At 46.1% G+C, this 20751-nt stretch carries 20 protein-coding genes; 10 read left to right on the forward strand and 10 right to left on the reverse strand.

Going from position 1 to position 20751, the window contains the following annotated elements:
* Positions 1 to 5 precede the first annotated feature (5 nt).
* A complete protein-coding gene (locus ACWGXJ_RS04020; RefSeq protein WP_452567863.1) occupies positions 6 to 1040 on the forward strand; it encodes a glycoside hydrolase family 88/105 protein in 1035 nt (344 codons plus the stop codon).
* Positions 1041 to 1092: 52 nt separating this feature from the next.
* Positions 1093 to 1494: a sensory rhodopsin transducer gene (locus ACWGXJ_RS04025; RefSeq protein ID WP_061831547.1), complete on the forward strand. Its 402-nt coding sequence runs from the start codon at positions 1093 to 1095 to the stop codon at positions 1492 to 1494.
* A gap of 94 nt (positions 1495 to 1588) precedes the next feature.
* Here ACWGXJ_RS04025 and ACWGXJ_RS04030 read toward each other — a convergent pair whose 3' ends face one another.
* The 3 genes from ACWGXJ_RS04030 to ACWGXJ_RS04040 all read right to left on the reverse strand — a co-directional run bounded on the left by ACWGXJ_RS04030 (position 1589) and on the right by ACWGXJ_RS04040 (position 5276).
* Positions 1589 to 2548 (reverse strand): DMT family transporter, encoded by a 960-nt coding sequence (locus ACWGXJ_RS04030; RefSeq protein ID WP_061831548.1) that lies wholly within the window; start codon positions 2546 to 2548, stop codon positions 1589 to 1591.
* 207 nt (positions 2549 to 2755) lie between these two features.
* Positions 2756 to 4072 carry a glutamate-1-semialdehyde 2,1-aminomutase gene (locus ACWGXJ_RS04035; RefSeq protein WP_452567864.1) on the reverse strand — a complete coding sequence of 439 codons (1317 nt, stop codon included), beginning with the start codon at positions 4070 to 4072 and terminating at the stop codon, positions 2756 to 2758.
* An 82-nt stretch (positions 4073 to 4154) separates the two neighbouring features.
* Complete coding sequence (locus ACWGXJ_RS04040) at positions 4155 to 5276, reverse strand: LCP family protein (RefSeq protein ID WP_452566245.1); 1122 nt, start codon at positions 5274 to 5276, stop codon at positions 4155 to 4157.
* Positions 5277 to 5379: 103 nt separating this feature from the next.
* On the opposite strand from ACWGXJ_RS04040, the gene ACWGXJ_RS04045 reads away from it, so the two are divergent.
* The 4 genes from ACWGXJ_RS04045 to bcp are packed head-to-tail and all read left to right on the forward strand — an operon-like array spanning position 5380 to position 8517.
* Positions 5380 to 6420 (forward strand): ABC transporter ATP-binding protein, encoded by a 1041-nt coding sequence (locus ACWGXJ_RS04045; protein WP_028540997.1) that lies wholly within the window; start codon positions 5380 to 5382, stop codon positions 6418 to 6420.
* Positions 6413 to 7207 carry an ABC transporter permease gene (locus tag ACWGXJ_RS04050; RefSeq protein WP_053324641.1) on the forward strand — a complete coding sequence of 265 codons (795 nt, stop codon included), beginning with the start codon at positions 6413 to 6415 and terminating at the stop codon, positions 7205 to 7207. The genes ACWGXJ_RS04045 and ACWGXJ_RS04050 overlap by 8 nt, the downstream gene beginning before the upstream one ends.
* A gap of 4 nt (positions 7208 to 7211) precedes the next feature.
* Positions 7212 to 8000, forward strand: coding sequence for an ABC transporter permease (locus ACWGXJ_RS04055; RefSeq protein ID WP_080710685.1), 789 nt, complete (start codon positions 7212 to 7214; stop codon positions 7998 to 8000).
* Positions 8001 to 8040: 40 nt separating this feature from the next.
* Positions 8041 to 8517, forward strand: coding sequence for a thioredoxin-dependent thiol peroxidase (gene bcp, locus ACWGXJ_RS04060; RefSeq protein WP_452566246.1), 477 nt, complete (start codon positions 8041 to 8043; stop codon positions 8515 to 8517).
* 69 nt (positions 8518 to 8586) lie between these two features.
* Here the strand turns inward: bcp and ACWGXJ_RS04065 are convergent, their stop codons facing one another.
* The 5 genes from ACWGXJ_RS04065 to ACWGXJ_RS04085 are packed head-to-tail and all read right to left on the reverse strand — an operon-like array spanning position 8587 to position 13845.
* The gene (locus ACWGXJ_RS04065; protein WP_061831552.1) at positions 8587 to 9702 is read right to left on the reverse strand and encodes a GerAB/ArcD/ProY family transporter; all 1116 of its coding nucleotides are present in this window, start codon (positions 9700 to 9702) and stop codon (positions 8587 to 8589) included.
* A 15-nt stretch (positions 9703 to 9717) separates the two neighbouring features.
* Positions 9718 to 9954: a hypothetical protein gene (locus ACWGXJ_RS04070; protein WP_039270687.1), complete on the reverse strand. Its 237-nt coding sequence runs from the start codon at positions 9952 to 9954 to the stop codon at positions 9718 to 9720.
* A gap of 29 nt (positions 9955 to 9983) precedes the next feature.
* Positions 9984 to 11093 carry a GerAB/ArcD/ProY family transporter gene (locus ACWGXJ_RS04075; RefSeq protein ID WP_250267453.1) on the reverse strand — a complete coding sequence of 370 codons (1110 nt, stop codon included), beginning with the start codon at positions 11091 to 11093 and terminating at the stop codon, positions 9984 to 9986.
* 5 nt (positions 11094 to 11098) lie between these two features.
* Positions 11099 to 12307 (reverse strand): Ger(x)C family spore germination protein, encoded by a 1209-nt coding sequence (locus ACWGXJ_RS04080; protein WP_250267454.1) that lies wholly within the window; start codon positions 12305 to 12307, stop codon positions 11099 to 11101.
* A complete protein-coding gene (locus ACWGXJ_RS04085) occupies positions 12304 to 13845 on the reverse strand; it encodes a spore germination protein (protein WP_069291113.1) in 1542 nt (513 codons plus the stop codon). The genes ACWGXJ_RS04080 and ACWGXJ_RS04085 overlap by 4 nt, the downstream gene beginning before the upstream one ends.
* Before the next feature lie 157 nt (positions 13846 to 14002).
* Between ACWGXJ_RS04085 and ACWGXJ_RS04090 the strand changes: the two genes are divergently transcribed.
* The gene (locus tag ACWGXJ_RS04090; RefSeq protein WP_452566247.1) at positions 14003 to 15196 is read left to right on the forward strand and encodes an MFS transporter; all 1194 of its coding nucleotides are present in this window, start codon (positions 14003 to 14005) and stop codon (positions 15194 to 15196) included.
* On the opposite strand, the gene ACWGXJ_RS04095 is transcribed toward ACWGXJ_RS04090, so the two are convergent.
* The gene (locus ACWGXJ_RS04095; RefSeq protein WP_254327387.1) at positions 15197 to 15853 is read right to left on the reverse strand and encodes a DedA family protein; all 657 of its coding nucleotides are present in this window, start codon (positions 15851 to 15853) and stop codon (positions 15197 to 15199) included. It lies immediately after the preceding gene.
* Positions 15854 to 15998: 145 nt separating this feature from the next.
* Here ACWGXJ_RS04095 and guaA point away from each other — a divergent pair, with 145 nt between their 5' ends.
* A complete protein-coding gene (gene guaA, locus ACWGXJ_RS04100; protein WP_013308777.1) occupies positions 15999 to 17537 on the forward strand; it encodes a glutamine-hydrolyzing GMP synthase in 1539 nt (512 codons plus the stop codon).
* Between the two features lie 402 nt (positions 17538 to 17939).
* The gene (locus tag ACWGXJ_RS04105) at positions 17940 to 18557 is read left to right on the forward strand and encodes a Type 1 glutamine amidotransferase-like domain-containing protein (protein ID WP_446674938.1); all 618 of its coding nucleotides are present in this window, start codon (positions 17940 to 17942) and stop codon (positions 18555 to 18557) included.
* Between the two features lie 85 nt (positions 18558 to 18642).
* Here ACWGXJ_RS04105 and ACWGXJ_RS04110 read toward each other — a convergent pair whose 3' ends face one another.
* Positions 18643 to 19773, reverse strand: a complete 1131-nt coding sequence (locus ACWGXJ_RS04110; protein WP_452566248.1) for a Gfo/Idh/MocA family protein — start codon at positions 19771 to 19773, stop codon at positions 18643 to 18645.
* A gap of 132 nt (positions 19774 to 19905) precedes the next feature.
* Here ACWGXJ_RS04110 and ACWGXJ_RS04115 point away from each other — a divergent pair, with 132 nt between their 5' ends.
* A complete protein-coding gene (locus ACWGXJ_RS04115; RefSeq protein ID WP_250259408.1) occupies positions 19906 to 20751 on the forward strand; it encodes a LysR family transcriptional regulator in 846 nt (281 codons plus the stop codon).

Genomic DNA, 20751 nt, shown 5'->3' on the forward strand with positions numbered 1-20751 from the left:
TGGAAATGCCTGCATTGATTTTTGATGAAGAACAAGTTAAGCAGGTGATCGACCGGGTCGTAGAACGCACCTTTCAAATGCACTACAGCTGGGATTGGCCGGGTGGAGTCGCCTTTTACGGAGTATGCGAAGCGTATGAAGCGACAGGAAACGAAAAGTATCTGACCAAGCTGAAAGAATGGGTTGACGAAAATATCGAGGATGGACTTCCATCTCTCTCGGTGAACGGCGTTTCTGTCGGGCACTGTTTGTTGACGCTTTATCAGGCCACAGGTGAGCAAAAATACCTTGATATTGCCATCGAGATGGCAGAATTTTTGGCCCAAAAAGCGGAGCGGTTTGCCGACGGCATTTTCCAGCATACGGTGAATTCACTTCATGATGTATTTCCGCAGCAAGCATGGGTGGATACGATGTTTATGGCCGGTTATTATTTGCTTCGTATCGGTCATCTGTTGGGCAACAAGGAGTATTGGGAGGATGGGGTTCGTCAATATCACGGGCATGAAGAATTTTTGCAGGACCCGGATACGAATCTGTATTATCACGGATGGGATCATGCGAATCAAAGCCGGATGTCAGGAATATATTGGGCGCGCGGCAATTCATGGGCAGCCCTCACGATGGCAAAAGCGCTGAAATTGGTGGAGGTGCAGCATCCATCTTATATGATCATCGACGGCTCGCTGCGTGACCAGCTCAATGCGCTGGTGCGGCTGCAATCCCCGGAAGGGCTGTGGCATACGGTGCTGAACGATGATACCTCTTATCTGGAAACCTCGGGCTCGGCAGGAATTGCGACTGCCTTGCTTATGCAAGGAAGATTGTTTAACAAATACACCCAAAAGGCGATCGACGGTATTCTTTGCCGCATTAAGGACGACGGCACAGTAACGGGGGTATCCGCTGGAACTGCTGTGATGAACGATATTGACGGCTATCGAAACGTTCCGTACAAACGCCTTCAGGGCTGGGGGCAGGGATTGGCGCTTGCTTTTCTGGCTCAACTGTTGCGTACCAAGGAGAATCCGTACGGCTAGAAGAAGGGGCATAAGCGCCAAAAAAGTCTTATGGGTAAAGGAGTCCAATAGTATGGGAAATGCTGAACGTTCTCAGGAAAAGGTGGCTAATCAGCCACGAGGCAGCCTATTCTGGGTCATCCCCGATGGGTATATTCCACCGGAAAGCCGGGGAGAGCTGCTCAGTCATGAGAGTATATGCGTGCTGAATTGTGGGAGCCGTGTGGCAAATCTAAGTATAGACATCTATTTTGAAGACCGCGAGCCATTGGAGGGATTGATCGAGGTGGTGGAAGGAAGACGAACCCGTCATATCCGAACAGCCTCGTTGGAGAAATCCGGCGAACGGATTCCGACAGGCATTCCTTACGCAATTACGGTCACCAGCGATGTGCCCATCATCGTACAATATAGCAGATTGGACACGACACAGCCGGAATTGGCGTTAATGAGTGTCATGGCGTACCCGATTTAATCCGACGAAGACTAAGAAATGAAAAAAGAAATCTCTCGGCTGGAATTGCGCAGCTGGGAGATTTCTTTTTTTGCAGGCAATGTAGTGTTTATTTTTAGCCCGTTTTTTGTGATTTTGCCGAAGTTGTTTTGATCGGCGTGAAGTTTTTTCGCCCTCCGAAATTGGTACCCAGCACGCCGATAATGATCATCACAGCCCCAACAATGTGATAGTAGGCGAGCTGCTCCTTCAAAATGTAAGCACCGGCAATCATGGAAATGAGGGTGGATAAATTGCCGATCACACTCATTTTGGAGGCTTCGATCCACTTCAAGGCAAAGCTCGATAACAGCGAGGTGACGAGGGTAGACAGAATGCCCAGATAAATCAGTGCCATCCAATAACCAGGCTTCACCAGTGGAGCGATATAGGCGCTCATGGAGCCGTCTATAGCATGATATCCCAGTGCCACCACGTTAAAAACGATACATCCCAAAATAGAGGTAACGTAGGTCAATTCCATGGGGTTGTACTTTTGTGTTAATGGTCGTGCCAGCACATTATAGCCGGATAGGCATATCGCAGAAAGCACGAGCAGAAGAATACCGCCATAGCTATTGGATGCTAGCGGTGCTCCGCTTTTCATCACAAATATAAAAACCACGCCAAAGACAGAGAGCAGTAAGGAAATTTTTTGGACTACCGTTGTACGCTCTTTAATAAAATAGGAAGCTAACAGCAACGTAAAAATAGGAACGGTTGCTTGAATAATTCCACCTTCCGATGAAGAAGTGCTCATCAGCCCGAAGGCTTGTAGTGGAAAATACACTAAAGGGGAGAGCAGTGCTAGTGGTAAAATGCGCAAAATGTCACGTAACTTGATGTTGAGCTTAATCCAACCGAGCAGCACTGGAATGGTCAAAGCGATAAATGACAGCGCAAAGCGATGGGCAATCACATCCAGCGGGCTTGCCTCTGTGACTGTCAATTTTACAAATAAAAATGAAAATCCAAGTATAGCTGCATAGCTGAGAGCTGCCAGATAGGCGGCTCCATTTCTGGAACGACTGTGCATAATAAACCTCCGTAATCATGACCTTAACCTGTTGTTCTCTCAATATACTCGGATGGCACAACCTGATACAATCCATAAAATCTGCAACTGTACGGGTACAGTTGTAAAATAAAAAAAGCCGGAACGAAGTCCCAGAGGTCGGATACCCATCCCTAAGACTACTTCCAGCTCTTATCAAAATTCATATTCTATCACTTACTGCTGGGTTTACTTACCTTGTGACATCGCCCGGAACGAATCATCCGCCGCTTCCAGCGTAGCATCCACATCTTCGTCGGTATGCGCTGTTGTAAGGAACCAGGCTTCGTACTTGGATGGTGCCAGATGAATACCGCGATCCAGCATGTGACGGAAGAAGGATGCGAATGCTTCGCTATCCGTATCCTGCGCCTGTGCGTAATTCGTGATCGGATGATCACAGAAATGCGTCGAGAACGCTCCACGAATACGGTTGATCGTCAATGGCACGCCGTAGCGTTCAGCAGAGGACTGAATACCGTCCGTCAGTCTCACGGCCAGACGTTCCATCTCTTCGTACACGCCTTCCCCTTGAAGGACTTCAAGGCAGGCGATGCCTGACGAGATGGAAGCCGGGTTGCCGGCCATCGTACCCGCCTGATAAGCCGGGCCGAGTGGGGCAACCTGCTCCATGATGTGCTTGCTGCCGCCGTAGGCACCAATCGGCAGACCACCACCCATGATTTTGCCCAGAGCGGTCAAATCTGGCTGAATCGCATCATGGTTGTCCAAACCTGCATACGTTTGGGTGGAACCGAAGTGGAATCGGAATGCGGTAATGACCTCGTCATAAATGACGAGCGAGCCGTTCGCACGCGCCATGGAGCACAACCCTTCCAAATAACCGGGCTGCGGCATAACCATGCCGAAATTACCGACAATCGGCTCGACCATGACTGCCGCCACATCGTCGCTCCAACGCTCCAAGGCTTGGCGCAACGCGTCGAGATCATTGAATGGCACGGTAATAACCTCGCTCGCAATGTTGGTCGTAATGCCTGCGCTGTCAGGTATGCCCAGCGTAGAAGGGCCTGAGCCTGCGGCTACAAGTACCAGATCCGAGTGACCGTGGTAGCACCCGGCGAATTTGATGATCTTGTTCCGCCCAGTATAGGCCCGTGCCACACGAATCGTCGTCATAACCGCTTCTGTGCCAGAATTCACAAACCGGACCTTGTCCATAGAAGGAATTGCTTCCTTCAGCATCTTCGCCAGTTTGATTTCCAATACCGTTGAGGTTCCGTATAATACGCCGTTCGCGGCCGCTTCGCTGATGGCCTTAGTAATATGGGGGTGAGCATGTCCGGTAATAATTGGGCCGTAGGCCGCCAAATAGTCGATATATCGATTATCATCCGCATCCCAGAAATGAGCGCCTTGGGCGCGTTTCATGAATACTGGAGCGCCGCCGCCCACAGCTTTAAAGGAGCGTGAAGGGCTGTTAACGCCCCCGACAATATGCTCCAGGGCTTCTTTATATAGTGCTTCGGAGTTTTCCCGTTTCATCATCAAAACTTCCTTTCCGTTCATTAAAATAGGGTATACACACGCCAAAGGGCAGCGTTCACGGCTGCCCCTGCATACATCATTATAGCTCTTTTTGACCTGTCTTTGTTGTTGATTGTGTGGAAGCATCCTCATTACTGGTTTTACTGCCCCCTGTAAAAGAAGCTTTATCCTTCTTGGTAGACGATGCACTGTCTGGCTGTTTCGTTTCGTTCTGATCCTTGTTTTGTTCCTGTGTTTGTGCGGGTGGATTATTAAATATATCCTGCACATACGTTTTCAGTTCTTCCGGATCGCGGACAGTAAGAACTGCCGCGCCGCCCACGTTCTCTTCTCCGAGCATCTTCATCGGTGGAACCTGCTCGCTGCCTGCAAAGTTGCTTTGGTACCCCACATTTGCCAGCTTCCACATATCGTTAACACTGAGATTCGTGTCGATGTACGGGTTAACCTGCTCTAAAATATTCGGCAAGTTAGCGATGGAAGTCGTGGTTTGCATTTTCTGGGCTACGGCTTCCAAGAATGCCCGTTGTCGTCCTGATCGGGAGAAGTCGGACATTGCATCGTGGCGGAACCGCACATATTGAAGCGCCGTGTTGCCATCTAGATGCTGCATGCCCTTTTTCAAATCAATATCGTACTGATGTTTATCCGCATTACTTGTATAATGCATATCCTTTTCCACTTCAAAATCAATCCCGCCTACGGCATCCACCAGTTTGATAAAGCCCTGGAAATCCGTGTACACATAATATTGCACCGGGATGCCTAACAGATCGCCAGCCGTCTTCATGGCCGTGTTGGGTCCGTGAGTAATGGCAGTGTTAATTCGATTTTTTCCGTAGCCGGGAATATCCACGTACGTATCACGCAAAATAGAGAACAGGTGGATTTTTTTCTTAACGGGGTCCAGTGATACAACCATCATGCTGTCTGATCGGGGGACTTCCCCTTTCTGGATACCGCGCCCATCGACACCCATCAGTAAAATGTTAACCATATCGGTACCTTCCCACTTGGGCGGTTCTGGCGTACGAACCTGATCGACCTGCTTTACATTTTTGAAGGGGGAGTTAGCGCCCTCTTTATGCAGATTATCCAGCTGATCATAAATGGATGTAAAATAGTACACGGCAAAGCCGACAATCGCGACGATTACCACGGCTAGAACCGACCATATCGTCCTTTTGGTTCTGCTTGTCATGGATGCTCTCCCTTTCGCTTTTCAGTTCATTACATTATAATTTCTTTTTGGAGCACAATCAATTTAACTATGGATTTTACAAATCCTGATTGAGAGGTATAACATGCTGGCAATTGATGTGCAGGATCTGCGCAAAACATTTAAGGTTCAAAAAAATCGCGAGGGCTTAAAGGGTGCCTTCCTTGATTTATTCGCCCGCGAATACAACGAGGTAGCCGCGGTCAAAGATATATCTTTCCGTATTCCGCAAGGAGAAATATGCGGTTATATCGGTGAGAACGGCGCCGGAAAGTCCACCACGATTAAGATGCTGACAGGCATTCTCGTGCCGACATCGGGACATCTCAAGGTGGGCGGTTATGTCCCCTATGAGGAACGCGAGAAATTTGTAGGCAACATTGGCGTTGTTTTCGGTCAGCGCAGTCAGCTTTGGTGGGACATCGGTGTGATCGAGTCTTTTCAACTACTGCGGAAAGTATATCAGGTTCCGGCTACGGACTTCAAACGTAGGCTGGATGAGCTGGTAGAGAGGCTGCAATTGCAGGATCTGCTAAGCCGCCCGGTACGCAAGCTTAGTCTCGGGCAAAGGATGCGCTGTGAACTGGTAGCTGCCTTGCTGCACAATCCGTCTATTGTTTTTCTGGACGAGCCGACCATTGGGCTTGATATTATGGTGAAATCCGAAATTCGTGAGTTTCTGAAGGACATGAACCGGGATCACGGTACGACTATTTTGCTGACGACCCATGATTTGCAGGATATTGAAGCGCTGTGCTCGCGCGTCATTATGCTGGATGATGGAAATATCATTTATGATGGTGGTCTGGAGGATCTGAAGGCGCGTTGGGGGACAGGTCGAGAAGTACGGTTCCAGTTTGGCACATCGACCCAATTGGAGCAATTACAGGCATGGACTGCTGATATGCCACTGGCTTGGACGATGGATAATGATTTGGCTGCCAAAGTTTGGATTCCTCTTCATATTAATGTATCGGATGTGCTCGCTTGCGTAGTCGGTCGCACGGACATTACGGATATCAAAATCATTGAAACCAACACGGATGATATCGTCCGCAGTATCTATCAGTCTGGTTCGGCTGAACGCCAGGGCAATCCGATAGTGGAGGCCAAAGTTCATGCTTAGCGTATACACCGATTTTATTCGTATCCGATTTCTCACGATGCTTGCGTATCGTGTGAACTATTATTCAGGAATCCTTATTTATTGCATGAATATTGGCGTGTATTATTTCACATACAAAGCGATATATGGCGATGCGGGTAGCATTGGAGGCTTTACCGCTGCTCAGATGACGACGTATGTAGCAGTATCGTGGATGGCGAGAGCTTTTTATTTTAACAATCTGGATCGTGAGATCTCGACGGATATACGTGATGGAAGCATTGCCATTCAGATGATTCGACCTTATAACTATGTACTTGTTAAATTTATGCAAGGACTCGGCGAGGGTATGTTCCGTTTTCTGCTGTTTATGATTCCAGGCATGGCGATTGCGATGCTGTTATTTCCGGTAAAGCTTCCCACGGATCCGGTAGCCTGGGTTGGTTTTCTGGTCATGCTGTTTTTTAGCTTTATGATCAACACTCAGATTAATATTATTACGGGATTAACGGCCTTTTTTATCGAAAATAATGAGGGCATGATGCGTATGAAGCGCGTAGTTGTAGATCTGTTTTCTGGGTTGATTTTGCCAATCAGTTTGTTTCCAGGCTGGCTGGCGACGATCGCCCAATGGATGCCGTTTCAGGCGATTACCTATTTGCCGGGTTCTGTATTTACGGGACGTGTAAAAGGCGTTGGCATCTGGAATGTACTGGGTATCCAAATCATTTGGCTGGTCGTTCTGCTCGTGCCGATGATCATCATTTGGCGACTGGCGCGCAGACGTCTGTTCGTGCAGGGAGGGTAAGCCGATGATGTACTATTTGGGTCTCATTAGCGAATATTTGAAAAATTACATGAAGTCACGGCTCACCTATCGGGCTGACTTTTGGGTAGAAGTGATTTCAGACCTGCTGTTTCAGGCCACGAATCTTATTTTTATCCTGGTTATTTTTATGCATACAGACAGTTTGGGAGGCTGGAGTGAAAATGAAGTCGTGTTCGTTTATGGATTTTTCATGGTTCCTTACGGACTATTCAGCTGTTTCGTCAACCTTTGGAACTTTAGCGAACGTTATATTGTGAAAGGTGAGCTCGATCGGGTAATGACTCGTCCTGCATATAATCTGTTCCAGATTTTCCTTGAAAATGTGGACCCGCCCGCGCTGGTGGGCTCAGTGATCGGTCTGATTATTATGGGGATCAGCGGGGCACAGATGGACTTGGCTATGGAGTGGTGGTTCGTACCAGCGCTGATCGTTTTGAGCCTAAGTGCCGTGGCAATCTATACGGGCATTTACACCATATTGACTTCTCTTTCATTCTTTTCGGATGCGCCCACTGGAATTATTCCGCTCATGTACAATATTCAGGGCTACGGACGTTATCCGGTGACCATCTATAACCGTGCCATTCAGGTTGTGCTGACTTGGATACTACCTTTTGCTTTTGTTGGTGTATATCCAGCCTCCCTATTCCTCCACCGAGAGGACATGCGCCATATGGCTCTCTTAACTCCTGTGATGGGGATTGTCTTTCTGACCTTGGGCTTACTGGCATGGAACTGGGGAATTCGCCGCTACAGAGGGGCAGGCTCGTAGGTCAGATCACATAAGCCCCCACAAGATAGGAGATGATGAGATGTCCACGATATTTACCGTTATTGGGCAAGAGGCACCGGATTTTGAATTGCCTGGGAGTGAAGGAAAGCGTGTCAAGCTGTCTGATTATCGAGGCAATAGGGTGTTGCTGTATTTCTATCCCAAGGATTTGACCTCTAGCTGCTCGACCCAGGCTTGTGATTTTCGGGATAAACATACGGAGTTTGAAGGCTTGAACACGGTGATTTTGGGGATAAGCCCAGATCCACTCAAGCAGCATGACAAGTTTATTGCAAAGTACGGACTCCCTTTTCAGTTGTTATCTGATGAAGAGCATCAGGTCGCTGAGACGTATGGTGTATGGCAGCAAAAACAGATGTACGGCAAGCAGTACACGGGTATTGTTCGGTCTACGTTCCTTATTGATGAAAATGGCATTTTAGTTCATGAATGGCGTGGTTTAAGAGTGAAAGGGCATATCGATGCTGCGCTGGCTTACATTCAGGATATGGCGTAAGTGAAGAACAAAGAAAACCTTTTGGAATCGGATTATGCTTTTTTAAGCATCGGTTTCAAAAGGTTTTTGTTAATTTTTAGATGCGTTTTGTCGATGCTTCCACTTTTGCTTGCAGAGATAAACACCCCATAAAACAAGCGGAATGATCAAGCCGTTGGTATAATGCCAAGTAGACATGGGATAAACCAGAGTTCTTACATAATAAAACACATTTGGGGTTATCGAAATGGTCATGCCAAACACAAGCCCTCCTGCGGGAATGACAAAGGGACGGATATTAGAAATTCGGAATAGTTGGGTTGTTCCGAAGGTAAACGCGTAAAAGAAAACGACTCCCTTGAAAAAAGCGGCCAGTGCCCAGGTTAATGAGACAAGCGACTCAACGCGTGTAATATAATTCAGTTCATTGATTTTTGTTGTAAGTGCAGAAGAAATGTATGGACTGTAGTTGGTCACAAAGGGCCCAATGATAAGGAGGGAGAGCAGTAAAAAGAGGGTAATCAGCACTCCGCCTATGAGCGATGCCAGCAGCATATCTCTTTTAAAGTGGCCTCTTTTGTTTACAAAAGGAAATACCATGAGCATGATAGACATGCTGGCAAAAGGCATTCCCGCGCCTGGAACCATCCCTTTAGCAACAGGAGCGAGCCCGTTTTCCAAAACAGGCCGTACATTAGAAAGCTGAATTTGTGGCAGGAGTGCCAAGATCAGACCACAGAAGATGAGTACATACACAGGTAGCAAAATCTCGCTAACCCGACTAAAGGCTTCAATTCCCGCTAGCGCAGTAAGCACCAGTAGTGAAACTTCCATCGCCAGTAGAACGCTCAAAGGGGTTTCTTCAAATAATTGTGTACTCAGAAAATCTCCTACCTCTCTCGCATTAAGGGCGGTACCCATAAAAAAATAAAACAGATACCAGCAGGAAACAATAGATCCGAACACAGGTCCCAAAATTTTGCGGATGGCTTCAATAAGCGAAAGATTCGGGTAGAGCTCATGAACGCGAATAAGTACATAAATGATAACTAAGCCCAACGGGATAGATAATATAGAGCTGATCCAGGCATCCTGCTGAGCAATATGTGTAATGATAGTCGGATAGATTAAGAGCATATCCCCGATTAAACTCAGGAACATCAGGACAGTCACTTGCCGAACGCTAATACGTGCTTTTTTTAACATGTGGCTGCCTCCTTTCTAAAAACCAAATATATTTGACACAAAAGCGTTAACAGGGTTATAGATGGTTTCAATCAGAATCAGCGGGCTTGGCGTAACCTCTAATTTTGCAGCAAGAATACTAAGCCATGTGCCTAATCCGAGCATAATGATATACACGAACATATCCTTAAAGCGATGCTTTCGGTACAAGCCTGGTAAATCTTTGGCAGCAATGGCTAGACCGATACAGATAATGACAATGGTGATCAGCATGTTAAGGCTCCTTCCGTTAAGAGTGAGGGTCAACCAGGTCCCAGGCTGTGACGGCCTTTCGATCTAAACTTGTATACGACAAGCAGCAGCAAGGGAAGGACCACGGAATCAGTCAAATCCCAATAAATCCAGGCGTGAACGATCGTATCCAGATAATAAGTAATGTTGGGTGCCGACACGATAATCAGACCAAACAGGATCATGAAGCTAGGGCCCAGAAAAGTCCGTACATTGTCTAAACGCAGTAGCTGAGTCATTCCTAAGGTAAAGGCATAAAAGTGTAAGATGGTTTTAACAAAAGTAGTGATAATCCACGCTGTGCTCATCAGGGATTCAACCCTCTGTAAGAAATTCCCTATGTTAATTTTTTTAGATAGCATATAAGAGGTATACACGCTGTGTTCGGTTACAAAAGGGCCCAGAACCATGAGAGAAACCAGGAGTAGTACGCTTAACAGAACGCTGGCAGTAAGGCCGGCTAGTAAAACCGATTTTTTTAGACCCGGTTTTTTGCTTACATAGGGGAAAATCATGAGTAAAAAAGCTAATTCTCCGAAGGGGTAGGAGAGCGCAAATAGGCTGCCTTCCATAATCTTAGGAATACCTTGCTCCATAATAGGCTTAAGCTGCTGACTTTCACATTGGGGAAGCAAGCACAGGATTAAAAACAAAGCGAAAGCCAAGCACAATGGAAATAAGATTTGAGCCGTACGGGCAATAGGCTCCAATCCCATATACATCCCCCACATCAGCACAAGAATTAAGAGTAAATTGATAACGGGAAGAGGTGTCATCACATAGGTCTGGCTGTTCATAAAATCTCCGACTTCTCTTAGATAAATCGCTGAATTCATCAATAAATGGAACAAATACCATACCGAGATAAGGGCGCCTAGCCACGGGCCCAAAATTTGCTGGCAGAGTTGAATAAAGGTGAAATCTGGATATAGCTTATGCACCCGCAGGAGTAGCAGTAGTAAAGCTAATCCTGCAGGGATACTTAGGAATGAGCTAATCCAGGCATCCTGCATGGATATGCTAGTAATGAGGGAGGGATACACCAATACGCAGTCTCCGATAATACTCAAAAATACGAGTACGGCTATATTTGTAATGCTGATACGCCCTTTCTCCTCCACCCAGCTCACTCCTTCATTTCTTTTTGGAACGATTCAAACAAAGAACCAATTTTTTTGATCGTAGTCTTTGCCTTATATTCAATCTGTAAGTCCATAAATGGATTTTCTTTTTCTTCTTTTAGTCTTTTCCAAAGCTCTGGTTTGGACTGGTGGATCAGCTGACCAAAGCCGAAAATGTCTGATTTAAACTCACGACGAACAGTCTCTACGGAATGCTTCAAAATTTCAACGATTTTTTCATTGCTTGCGGCCTCAATTTCTTTAATATCAGCCATACTGCTTAACTTCATATGCTTACAATTGACCTCTCGTACAGTGCTGTCGTTGGTAACGGATATGGAGATAACAGGTTCTCCATCGCGAATGATCACTTTTTTTTGGGTTTCGCTGTTCAAGGTTAATAAGGCGATATTCCCCCCTCCCTGACAGTCGACGTGTCCTGTAGTTGATTCCACTGTATTCCGAATGTAATTAAACCCTTTGCTGTCTTGTTCATTGATCCAGCCCAGCAAGCGGTCTTTTTTTAAGACACCGATACCGGAGAACCTCAGTATGGTTCCAGGAGATATGCTTTTGGTGTCATCTATACCTTTTTCATTAGACGATTCTATATCTCCCAAAGCTTCCAAAGCGGGCAGAGTGGACTGGATGTCAGGATTAGCCAAGTCGCTCAGCAGTTGATCCATGGTTACTTTGGTGGCAGGAGCCCATGTTTTGGTTAACGTATCCAATGAAGCAAACATTTTATTGGCCGGTAACTTTTCAAGTGGAGTGGGGATCTTTAGCATCGTGGAAGCCTTGTTATCTTTGGCTATCGCAATATAAAAGTCACTTCTAGTAAAAGGCTCTCGCATCAAGGCTTCAATCGCATCAGAAATTCCTCTTCTCGCATACTCTTCACCTAAAATCAGCATACGAATATGAGATAAATAGATGATTCGCGGGCTTGTATCCGTCATTTTTTGAATAGCCTCTTGAATTGTGGGCGCAGTGGCCTCATAAGTAACGACGGGCGAGCCTGCACTTGGTGAAGATTTGGAAGCTACTGCCGAAGGAATAACCACCTGAGCCGTCACCTGATACTGGTCACCTTCCATATCCACTCCGATCCCAATAGCGATGCCCAGCTCGTTTAATTCTTTGCGATCCCAGCATCCACCCAATAGTAAAGCAATCAGCCCCCAGACGATGAGCAAATGTATGGTCTGCTTCATGGTTGATCCCTTCTGGTTTTTGATTTATTGCCAATCCGTCTTTTTTTCGTTTTTTGGCGGATCGTATTTTGGATAGAAATGGATTGAGGCCGTGTCGTCATGCGAGGCCAAGGTAGGCGAAACAGCGTATCTTTCATATCGCTTTCCACATAGGGACCAAACGGGCTCATATAAGATACTCCAAACGATCGCAGACTGGTTAAGTGCAGTAAAAGCACGATTAAACCCATCAATATTCCAAGAAGCCCGAAGGCTGCGGCTAGCATCATTAAGGCGAAGCGTATAATACGAACCGCTATCGACAGGCCGTTTTCTGGAATAACATAGCTGGAGATGGCGGTGATTGACACGATAATGACCATAGCCGCCGAGACAACCCCCGCATCCACGGCTGCTTGCCCAATAACCAGTGTCCCTACAATAGATACAGCCTGTCCGACTGTCCTCGGAATTCTGACTCCTGCTTCACGCAAAATTTCATAAGTAATTTCCATGAGCATCGCCTCGATAAAGGCTGGAAACGGTACGCCTTCCCTTTGTGCTGCGAGACTGACCAATAAGTTTGTAGGAATCATCTCTTGATGAAAGGTAGTTACCGCAATATAAACTGCTGGTGCAAGCAAAGCGATAAAAAAGGAAAAGAAACGCAGCAAACGCAGCAAAGTGCTGATGTCAGCACGCTGGTAATAGTCCTCCGCCGACTGGAAAAATTGAACGAACAATGCGGGTATCAACAGTACAAAGGGGGTCCCGTCCACCAAGATAGCGATTCGGCCCTCCAGTAGGCTAGCAGCGACCGAATCCGGGCGCTCGCTGTTATAAATGGTGGGAAACGGGGTGAAGGTTTCATCCTGAATTTCCTCCTCGATGTAACCCCCTTCCAAAATCCCGTCAATATCAATTCGGTCCAGACGTTCTCTCAGTTCCTGAATAACTCCTTCGTCAGCAATCCCTTTGACATACATCACGGCCACATTGGTATGAGTCACTTGACCGATCTGTCTTGTTTCCATCCAGAGACGCGGATCGCGGATTCGCCTACGAATTAGGGCGGTATTGGTACGTAAATTTTCGGTAAAAGCCTCCATTGGACCCCGTACGACACTTTGGGATTGGGGTTCGCTGACACTGCGATCCTCCCAACCGACCGCATCAATCCATATGCCCTTTGCGTATCCGTCCAGCAAAATGATAATACCGCCAGATAGCATCTGGTTGAATAAGGCATCCATTTCGTCCACACTACCTGAGTTACCTGCAATCAAAACTTGATCCTTTAAATAGTCGAACGGTTCCGCACCCTCCGGTACATGATGCTCGTTTACCCGCATTAATGAACGCAGAACGGAATCATGGAGCAATTGAGTGTTAATCAGACCATCGATATAGAACAAAGCTGCTGGCCATTTTTGCATCCATAATAGCTCTTTAATGATTACATCTCCGCTGTTTCCAAAGGAGCTTTCAATATGGTTTACATTATCCCTCAAGTTAGAGGACACATGAGTAAGTGGACAACTTTTATTCTGATTTGGCATACGTAAAATCCTCCGATATTGGAGTTTGTTGGCTTAGTATGCTCTGAATATATGAATTTATGCCTTGACGATTATAGAGCGATTTTTATAAATTAGATAAATAACTAATTAGATTTATGTATAATAAATGAATCCTAAGTATCGGAGTTGATTTAAAATGGTAGATAGGCAATACAGGAAGTTATTTGCCGCAGGTATCATTAACGGAATGGGAGACCGGTTCTGTCAGATCGCTTTGTTGGCTTTAATTTATCGGCTTACCGGTTCGGGATTCAGTGTGGGTATCATGCTGGGATTGCGGGTGATTCCTTTTTTAGTCCTGTCACCTGCGGCGGGCGTGCTTATTACCCGCATATCCCGGCGTATGCTTATGATGACCACGGATCTTTTCAGAGGCTTGGCAGCCCTTGCCTTTTTAGGTGTTCATAGTCCTGAGGACATATGGATCATTTATGGAGTCAGTACCCTGCTAGCCTGCGGAGAAGCTTTGTATGCTCCTGCTCGTAAATCATCCATTCCGCTGCTTGTTCGTCCCTCCAAATTATTGAAGGTGAACAGTCTTGAGCAGGTGATGAGCGGGCTGGTGCTGGTCGTTGGTGCTGCTGCCGGAGGCATCATATCTGCTCTCTTTGGACCACAAGCTGCATTTATATTGAACGCAGCAAGTTTTTTTGCCGCAGGTTTGATCGTTCGCAATATTGCATTTCCACCTGTCATGAAGGAGAAAATAAGCAGGGAGGATCATCCAAACCGGAGCAGATCGCGAATGTTGGACTGTATTCGTGCATCCGTTCCTCTCCAAGTTGTTGTTGCATTTGAGTTGCTGGTTCCCATGCTCAATGGCATTGATAATGTTCTGATTAGTGTATATGCAGTGCAGGAATTCAGGCTGGGCGATGCCGGAATCGGATTGTTTTACGCCGCTTTGGGCGCGGGTCTGGTTGCCAGCTATGCAATAGGACATTTATTCAGTGGTTCTTTGTTGAAGGGAGGACTGGTATGCCTTTTGTTGGAGGGGATTTTACTTATGGGATTAAGCGGTATTTATCACGCATGGGCGGCGGTTGCTATTTACTTCTTAATTTCGTTGGCTGGCGGGGTAGGGGCCATTTGTCTGGATACATTATTAATGCGGGAGACCCCATTGTATTTACAGGGTCCATTGTTGGGCATGCTGACGGCGTGGAGCCAGGGTACCATCGGACTGTCTATGTTTGGAGCAGGGGTGGCGATTGAAATGATGGAGCCGCGTATGTTGGGTTTGGTTGGAGGTGCGGGATTTGTGGTGATATCTATCGTGATTTCGATGTATTATGCAAGGATTCGTAGCCGTAAGGCAGCAGGAGTTTGACTACTTCAAGTCATCCTTGTTGCTGGTTTTCACCGATTTTTCAGATTTGCGTAGCGAGCTAAACAGGAAGCTTCTCCACCGGTAAATAATATACAGCAGGATTATGAACCCGACGACTCCCGCAATTCGCAGCGCATACAGCTCTACCAAATGGAAAATGGCATCCCATTGGGGACCAAATAGCTTGCCGATGCTTAGAAAGAGGATGACCCAGAATAAAGCGCCGCTGTAAGCATACAAGACAAATTTACGGAAAGAAAGAGCAATAATCCCGGCAAAATAACCGGTAAAATGCCTGACACCGGGGATAAAATATCCAAGGAAGATAAGCCAGTATCCATATCGTTGGAACCATTTTTGTGTTTTCTGAAGCTTGTCCGGCGATAACAAAACCCATTTACCGTATTTCTGAATAAAGGGGAGTCCAGCCCATCTTCCAATAAAGTAGGTAATAGTCATACCGAGGGTTGTGCCCAGAAAAGCTAGTAGCACCAGTTTACCGAAATCCAAGGTACCGGCATAGGAGAGATATCCCGCATAAGCCATTGTGGTTTCCCCGGGAAATGGTAAAGCAATAAACTCAAGCAGCAAGCCAAAAAAAAGGACGCCGTAGCCGTATTCTTCGAACAATTGCGCGATCCACTTCAGCACATCCATCATTTACACTCCTACGAACAGATTGAGTATTTTAGAATCAATTCATTTTAACAATCTTTTCATGCCCACTCAACTCCGGTTGATTTCTTGACGTCTTGTTTTATCGTTGCGTATAATGAAACGAACAATTGAGGGAGGCACGGTAATGAATAAGCCTAATGAAATCGTTGTAGTTCTTGATTTTGGAGGACAATACAACCAGTTAATCGCAAGAAGAATTCGGGATCTCGGCGTATATAGCGAGCTCCTTCCATACAATACGCCTGCGGAGAAGCTGAGAGAGCTGGCGCCAAAAGGGATTGTTTTCTCAGGCGGACCTTCCAGCGTATATACAGACAATGCTCCTCAGGTGGATCGGGCAATTTATGATCTTGGCATCCCTATCTTTGGTATTTGTTATGGCATGCAGCTGATGGCTCACCAACTGGATGGTAAGGTAGAACGTGCGGGCAAGCGTGAGTATGGCAAAGCAGACGTGCAATTCAATCAGGATGCCCGCTTGGCTAAAGGATTGGATTCTCGTCAAACCGTATGGATGAGCCATGGGGATCACGTTACAGATCTGCCAACTGGCTTTACACTGGACGCAGGAACAGAGAGTGCGCCGATTGCCGCGATGAGTAACCTGGAGCGGAATCTGTATGCGGTGCAATTCCATCCAGAGGTACGTCATTCCGTTCAAGGTAACGAGATGATCAGCAACTTCCTTTATGAAGTGTGCGGTTGTGAAGGAAACTGGACCATGGAATCGTTCATTGAAGATCAGATTCGTGAGATTCGTCAACAGGTAGGCGACAAGAAAGTATTGTGTGCCTTAAGCGGTGGCGTGGATTCTTCCGTTGTAGCGATGCTCATTCACAAAGCGATCGGTGACCAACTGACGTGTATGTTCATTGACCATGGATTGCTGCGCAAAGGTGAAGCCGAAAGTGTAATGGAAACGTTCGTTGGTAAATTTGATATGAAAGTTGTCAAAATTGACGCACGTGAGCGCTTCTTGTCCAAGCTGGCAGGAGTCGATGATCCAGAACAAAAACGTAAAATCATCGGTAACGAGTTTATCTATGTGTTCGAGGAAGAATCTTCTCAATTTGACGATTTTACTTTCCTGGCACAAGGTACGCTGTATACGGATATTGTAGAGAGCGGAACAGCAACGGCACAGACCATTAAATCTCATCATAATGTGGGTGGTTTGCCAGAGAACATGAAGTTCAAGCTGATCGAGCCGTTGAATGCCCTGTTCAAGGACGAAGTGCGTAAAGTCGGCGAAGAATGTGGATTGCCAGCTGAGATTGTATGGCGTCAACCATTCCCAGGTCCGGGTCTTGCCATTCGTGTGCTGGGTGAAGTGACAGAGGACAAGCTAACGATTGTTCGTGAGTCGGATTACATTTTGCGCGAGGAGATTGCTAAAGCCGGTCTGGACCGGGAAATCTGGCAATACTTCACCGCTTTGCCGAATATGAAGAGTGTTGGCGTTATGGGCGATGCTCGTACGTATTCTTACACTGTAGGTATTCGTGCAGTAACCTCCATCGACGGTATGACCGCCGACTGGGCACGTATCCCTTGGGATGTGCTGGAGAAAATTTCGGTACGTATCGTAAACGAAGTGGATAACGTGAATCGTATCGTGTACGATATCACCTCCAAACCACCAGCAACGATTGAGTGGGAATAAACGCGGGAACTCCCGCCCTGTAACCATGAACCTTTTGAGATTCACCAATACAACATCAGGACTCCTCCGCATCGGCCGAAATATCGCTGTGCGGCAGGAGTCTTTTTTACGGGTTCAAGGTCGAACCTCTGCTCCCAACTCAAAATGAGAGCGGGGAAGAGAGTATTTTTATGGGTCAAAATCAAGGAACCCCAGTTATTTTCAACGGATATGAGGTTGAAAAAGAGGAGATATTATTCAATAATAATGTCTCCTTTTTTTATATGACTTTATCAGCTTCAAGCTTTTTTATGTTATCCTCCAATGGTGTCATGTTTTGATACTAATATATTTTATAATATACCTAGAGTAAAGTGTTACATATCCCGTTTCATTAAACGCTGTTCTAAGGAGAATAAAGAGATGAAAAAATTATTTTTGTCGTCCTCATTTAAGGATGTTGCACCATGGTTAGTCCATTTCGTCGGTGAAAACTTGGAAGGAAAAAAAGTCACCTTCATCCCAACCGCAAGTATTCCAGAGAAAGTTAAGTTTTATGTGGAATCAGGAAAAAAAGCATTAGAGAGTTTAGGATTAGTCGTGGATGAAATCGAAATAAGCACAGCAACCTGGGATGAAATAGCGAGTAAAATTAGAGGAAATGACTATATTTATATTACCGGAGGCAACACATTTTATTTACTTCAAGAGTTAAAAAGAACTGGGGCTGACAAAATCATTGCTGAAGAAGTTAACGCAGGGAAATTGTATATAGGCGAATCTGCCGGTTCGTTGATTTTATCACCGAATATCGAATATGTTCAACTTATGGACGATGTTCAGGAGGCCCCTGCATTAGATTCCTTTGCTGCGCTAGGGGTCATTGGATTCTATCCAGTCCCCCATCATACGAACATTCCGTTTAAAAAAGCGGTGGAGAACATCATTGAGGAATATGGCAGCCAATTAAATTTATATCCAATCAGCAACGCGGAAGTTATTTTGGTTGAAGGTGACAGGATAAAAGTGGAGAACACATGACTTCATTAAAAAGGCAGCACAATATAAAGAACCTTTAACTCCACATCTATCGTGGTGTTAAAGGTTCTTTTTTTATAATTCTACCTTACCATACGATCTTTTTCCCAGTTGCAGCCGATTCCTCAATGCGGTCCAGTAGCTGATGCAGCTTTAAGGCATGGTTGAAATCGGGGGCGAGACGGGTGCGTGTCAAAATATCCTCGGCAAAAACATAATGAGCCTTGGCTACATTCAGGGTTACCCCTTGTTTTGGGAAATCCAGGCTTGTATTAGGCTCTCTAGTTATACTTATTTGTTCAAAAGCGCCATTAGGACCATGACTCTGCGTATTGCTTGGATCGTACACAAGTTTTTCGAGCGTTAGATTCCCAAATTGAACATGCCCAAGCGAAGGATTCTGTGTCAAACGCAAAATGCCCTTTTTCCCCTGAATCTCTATCTCAAACTTAGAATTTACTCCACCTTGAATGTGAACGGATACCGGTACTCCTTTTTCCAACAGCCCGTGAATCAGAATCTGATCGGCTGTATCCTTGGAAATGACTTCACCCGTTTCCTGAATAGTGGCTTCGTTATAGCGGGATGATGTGATGGCCGATAGCTCGCGGAATTCGCCAACGATGTATTGCAGCGCATCCAGGGAATGCCCGCCATTAATCGTGAGCAGATTAGCCCCATTGGCTCTATTCAGCAAATAAGCAGTGTCCTGATTTACTTGTCCTCCTTTGCCGGGAGTAGCTACTTGCATATGACAGGATATAATTTCACCAATCTCTCCGCCCTCTACGAGCTTTTTCATCGTTTGCACTTCAAGATCCTGTCGTGCCTGCAAGCCGACGGTATGATGAATGCCTGCCAATTCCGCCGCCTTGGCCATTTTAGCAGCTTCCGCAGTGTTTGCCCCCAAGGGCCATTCACAAAAAATATGCTTTCTCTCTTGAATTGCCGCCATCACCGCCTCGTAATGATGGGGAACTTTTATGCTCACCACGACCATATCCACATCCTCGGAAGCTGCGAGCTTTTTGGCATCATCAAAAGCCAGTGCCGCGCCTACTTCTTCTGCGCTTTGTCGCGCACTCTCCATACGAGAGGTACCGACGGCAGTGATATCCAGGTTCAAGTGCTTGAGCAAAGCCGGAATATGGGTTTGACTGGCCCATTTATTATTCATCGAACCTCCTACGATACCTACACGAATCTTCTTTTTGATCATGTTGCCATACCTCCTGAGTTTTTAAAATGAGGGTGGAAAATAGCATCCAAGGCCAATATAATACATTTAACTCATAAATAATAATGCTTGTTTATGATATAGATATCATTTTATTTGATGGGAGGTGAAGAGATGGATATTGAAAATATGCAGGCATTTGTTTCGGTGGCAGAGTTGAGAAGCCTGACAGAAGCAGCTCAAAAGTTGAATCACCTGCAATCGAATATGACGGCCAAAATAAAGAAGCTGGAGGCTCATTACGGCACAGCGTTATTTTACCGAAAGCCCCGTGGTATGGAGCTGACACCTGCAGGAGAAATCCTATATGCTCAGTTCAAGCAAATGTTGTTGCTGTGGCAAGACACGGAGATGAAAATGAGACCGCAGGAGGAAAAGCTGCGCATCGGTACGATGCAGTCCATTGTTGCGGGGGAAACAACAAGGGCGCTTACGAAGGTATACGAGCTGTACCCGCAAGCCTCGGTTACATTAAAAACCGGAACCACTACGGAAATGGAGCGATTGATCCTCGACGGCGAGCTCGATATTGCTTTTGTCACAGGGTATCCCACCAACCCGTATATTCATTATCAAAAAATATGCCGTGAAGAGCTGGTGCTGGTGGGGAAAGGTATACATGAAGGCTCGGATCTCAAACAGGTGCTGCAAGGAGCTTCTATTATCATATTGTCGGATGGCTGCCTGTACCTATCGCATTTAAAGAAGATGTATCAGGACATGCAATTGACCCATGGCGAGGTGGTGGAGGTCGGTGTGTTTGATACGATGGTGGAATTTTCCTTGATGGGAATGGGAATCACCCTTATGTCTAAAAGGCTTGCGCGGCAATTCAAAGTAACATCCTATTTGCCCGCTCCCCCAACCTTCGGCTACATGGATACATATTTAATAACCCGGCCAAATCACGAAATGACAGCGATTGAACATAAATTTATCGAAATCAACAATACGATCTAA

Source organism: Paenibacillus sp. S33, assembly GCF_053615415.1.

What these genes read in the sequence shown, in the direction of transcription:
- ACWGXJ_RS04020 (WP_452567863.1), top strand. Translation starts at nt 6, where the DNA reads ATGCCTGCATTGATTTTTGATGAAGAACAAGTTAAGCAGGTGATCGAC.
- ACWGXJ_RS04025 (WP_061831547.1), top strand. Translation starts at nt 1,093, where the DNA reads ATGGGAAATGCTGAACGTTCTCAGGAAAAGGTGGCTAATCAGCCACGA.
- ACWGXJ_RS04030 (WP_061831548.1), bottom strand. Translation starts at nt 2,548, where the DNA reads ATGCACAGTCGTTCCAGAAATGGAGCCGCCTATCTGGCAGCTCTCAGC.
- ACWGXJ_RS04035 (WP_452567864.1), bottom strand. Translation starts at nt 4,072, where the DNA reads ATGAAACGGGAAAACTCCGAAGCACTATATAAAGAAGCCCTGGAGCAT.
- ACWGXJ_RS04040 (WP_452566245.1), bottom strand. Translation starts at nt 5,276, where the DNA reads ATGACAAGCAGAACCAAAAGGACGATATGGTCGGTTCTAGCCGTGGTA.
- ACWGXJ_RS04045 (WP_028540997.1), top strand. Translation starts at nt 5,380, where the DNA reads ATGCTGGCAATTGATGTGCAGGATCTGCGCAAAACATTTAAGGTTCAA.
- ACWGXJ_RS04050 (WP_053324641.1), top strand. Translation starts at nt 6,413, where the DNA reads ATGCTTAGCGTATACACCGATTTTATTCGTATCCGATTTCTCACGATG.
- ACWGXJ_RS04055 (WP_080710685.1), top strand. Translation starts at nt 7,212, where the DNA reads ATGATGTACTATTTGGGTCTCATTAGCGAATATTTGAAAAATTACATG.
- bcp (WP_452566246.1), top strand. Translation starts at nt 8,041, where the DNA reads ATGTCCACGATATTTACCGTTATTGGGCAAGAGGCACCGGATTTTGAA.
- ACWGXJ_RS04065 (WP_061831552.1), bottom strand. Translation starts at nt 9,702, where the DNA reads ATGTTAAAAAAAGCACGTATTAGCGTTCGGCAAGTGACTGTCCTGATG.
- ACWGXJ_RS04070 (WP_039270687.1), bottom strand. Translation starts at nt 9,954, where the DNA reads ATGCTGATCACCATTGTCATTATCTGTATCGGTCTAGCCATTGCTGCC.
- ACWGXJ_RS04080 (WP_250267454.1), bottom strand. Translation starts at nt 12,307, where the DNA reads ATGAAGCAGACCATACATTTGCTCATCGTCTGGGGGCTGATTGCTTTA.
- ACWGXJ_RS04085 (WP_069291113.1), bottom strand. Translation starts at nt 13,845, where the DNA reads ATGCCAAATCAGAATAAAAGTTGTCCACTTACTCATGTGTCCTCTAAC.
- ACWGXJ_RS04090 (WP_452566247.1), top strand. Translation starts at nt 14,003, where the DNA reads ATGGTAGATAGGCAATACAGGAAGTTATTTGCCGCAGGTATCATTAAC.
- ACWGXJ_RS04095 (WP_254327387.1), bottom strand. Translation starts at nt 15,853, where the DNA reads ATGGATGTGCTGAAGTGGATCGCGCAATTGTTCGAAGAATACGGCTAC.
- guaA (WP_013308777.1), top strand. Translation starts at nt 15,999, where the DNA reads ATGAATAAGCCTAATGAAATCGTTGTAGTTCTTGATTTTGGAGGACAA.
- ACWGXJ_RS04105 (WP_446674938.1), top strand. Translation starts at nt 17,940, where the DNA reads ATGAAAAAATTATTTTTGTCGTCCTCATTTAAGGATGTTGCACCATGG.
- ACWGXJ_RS04110 (WP_452566248.1), bottom strand. Translation starts at nt 19,773, where the DNA reads ATGATCAAAAAGAAGATTCGTGTAGGTATCGTAGGAGGTTCGATGAAT.
- ACWGXJ_RS04115 (WP_250259408.1), top strand. Translation starts at nt 19,906, where the DNA reads ATGGATATTGAAAATATGCAGGCATTTGTTTCGGTGGCAGAGTTGAGA.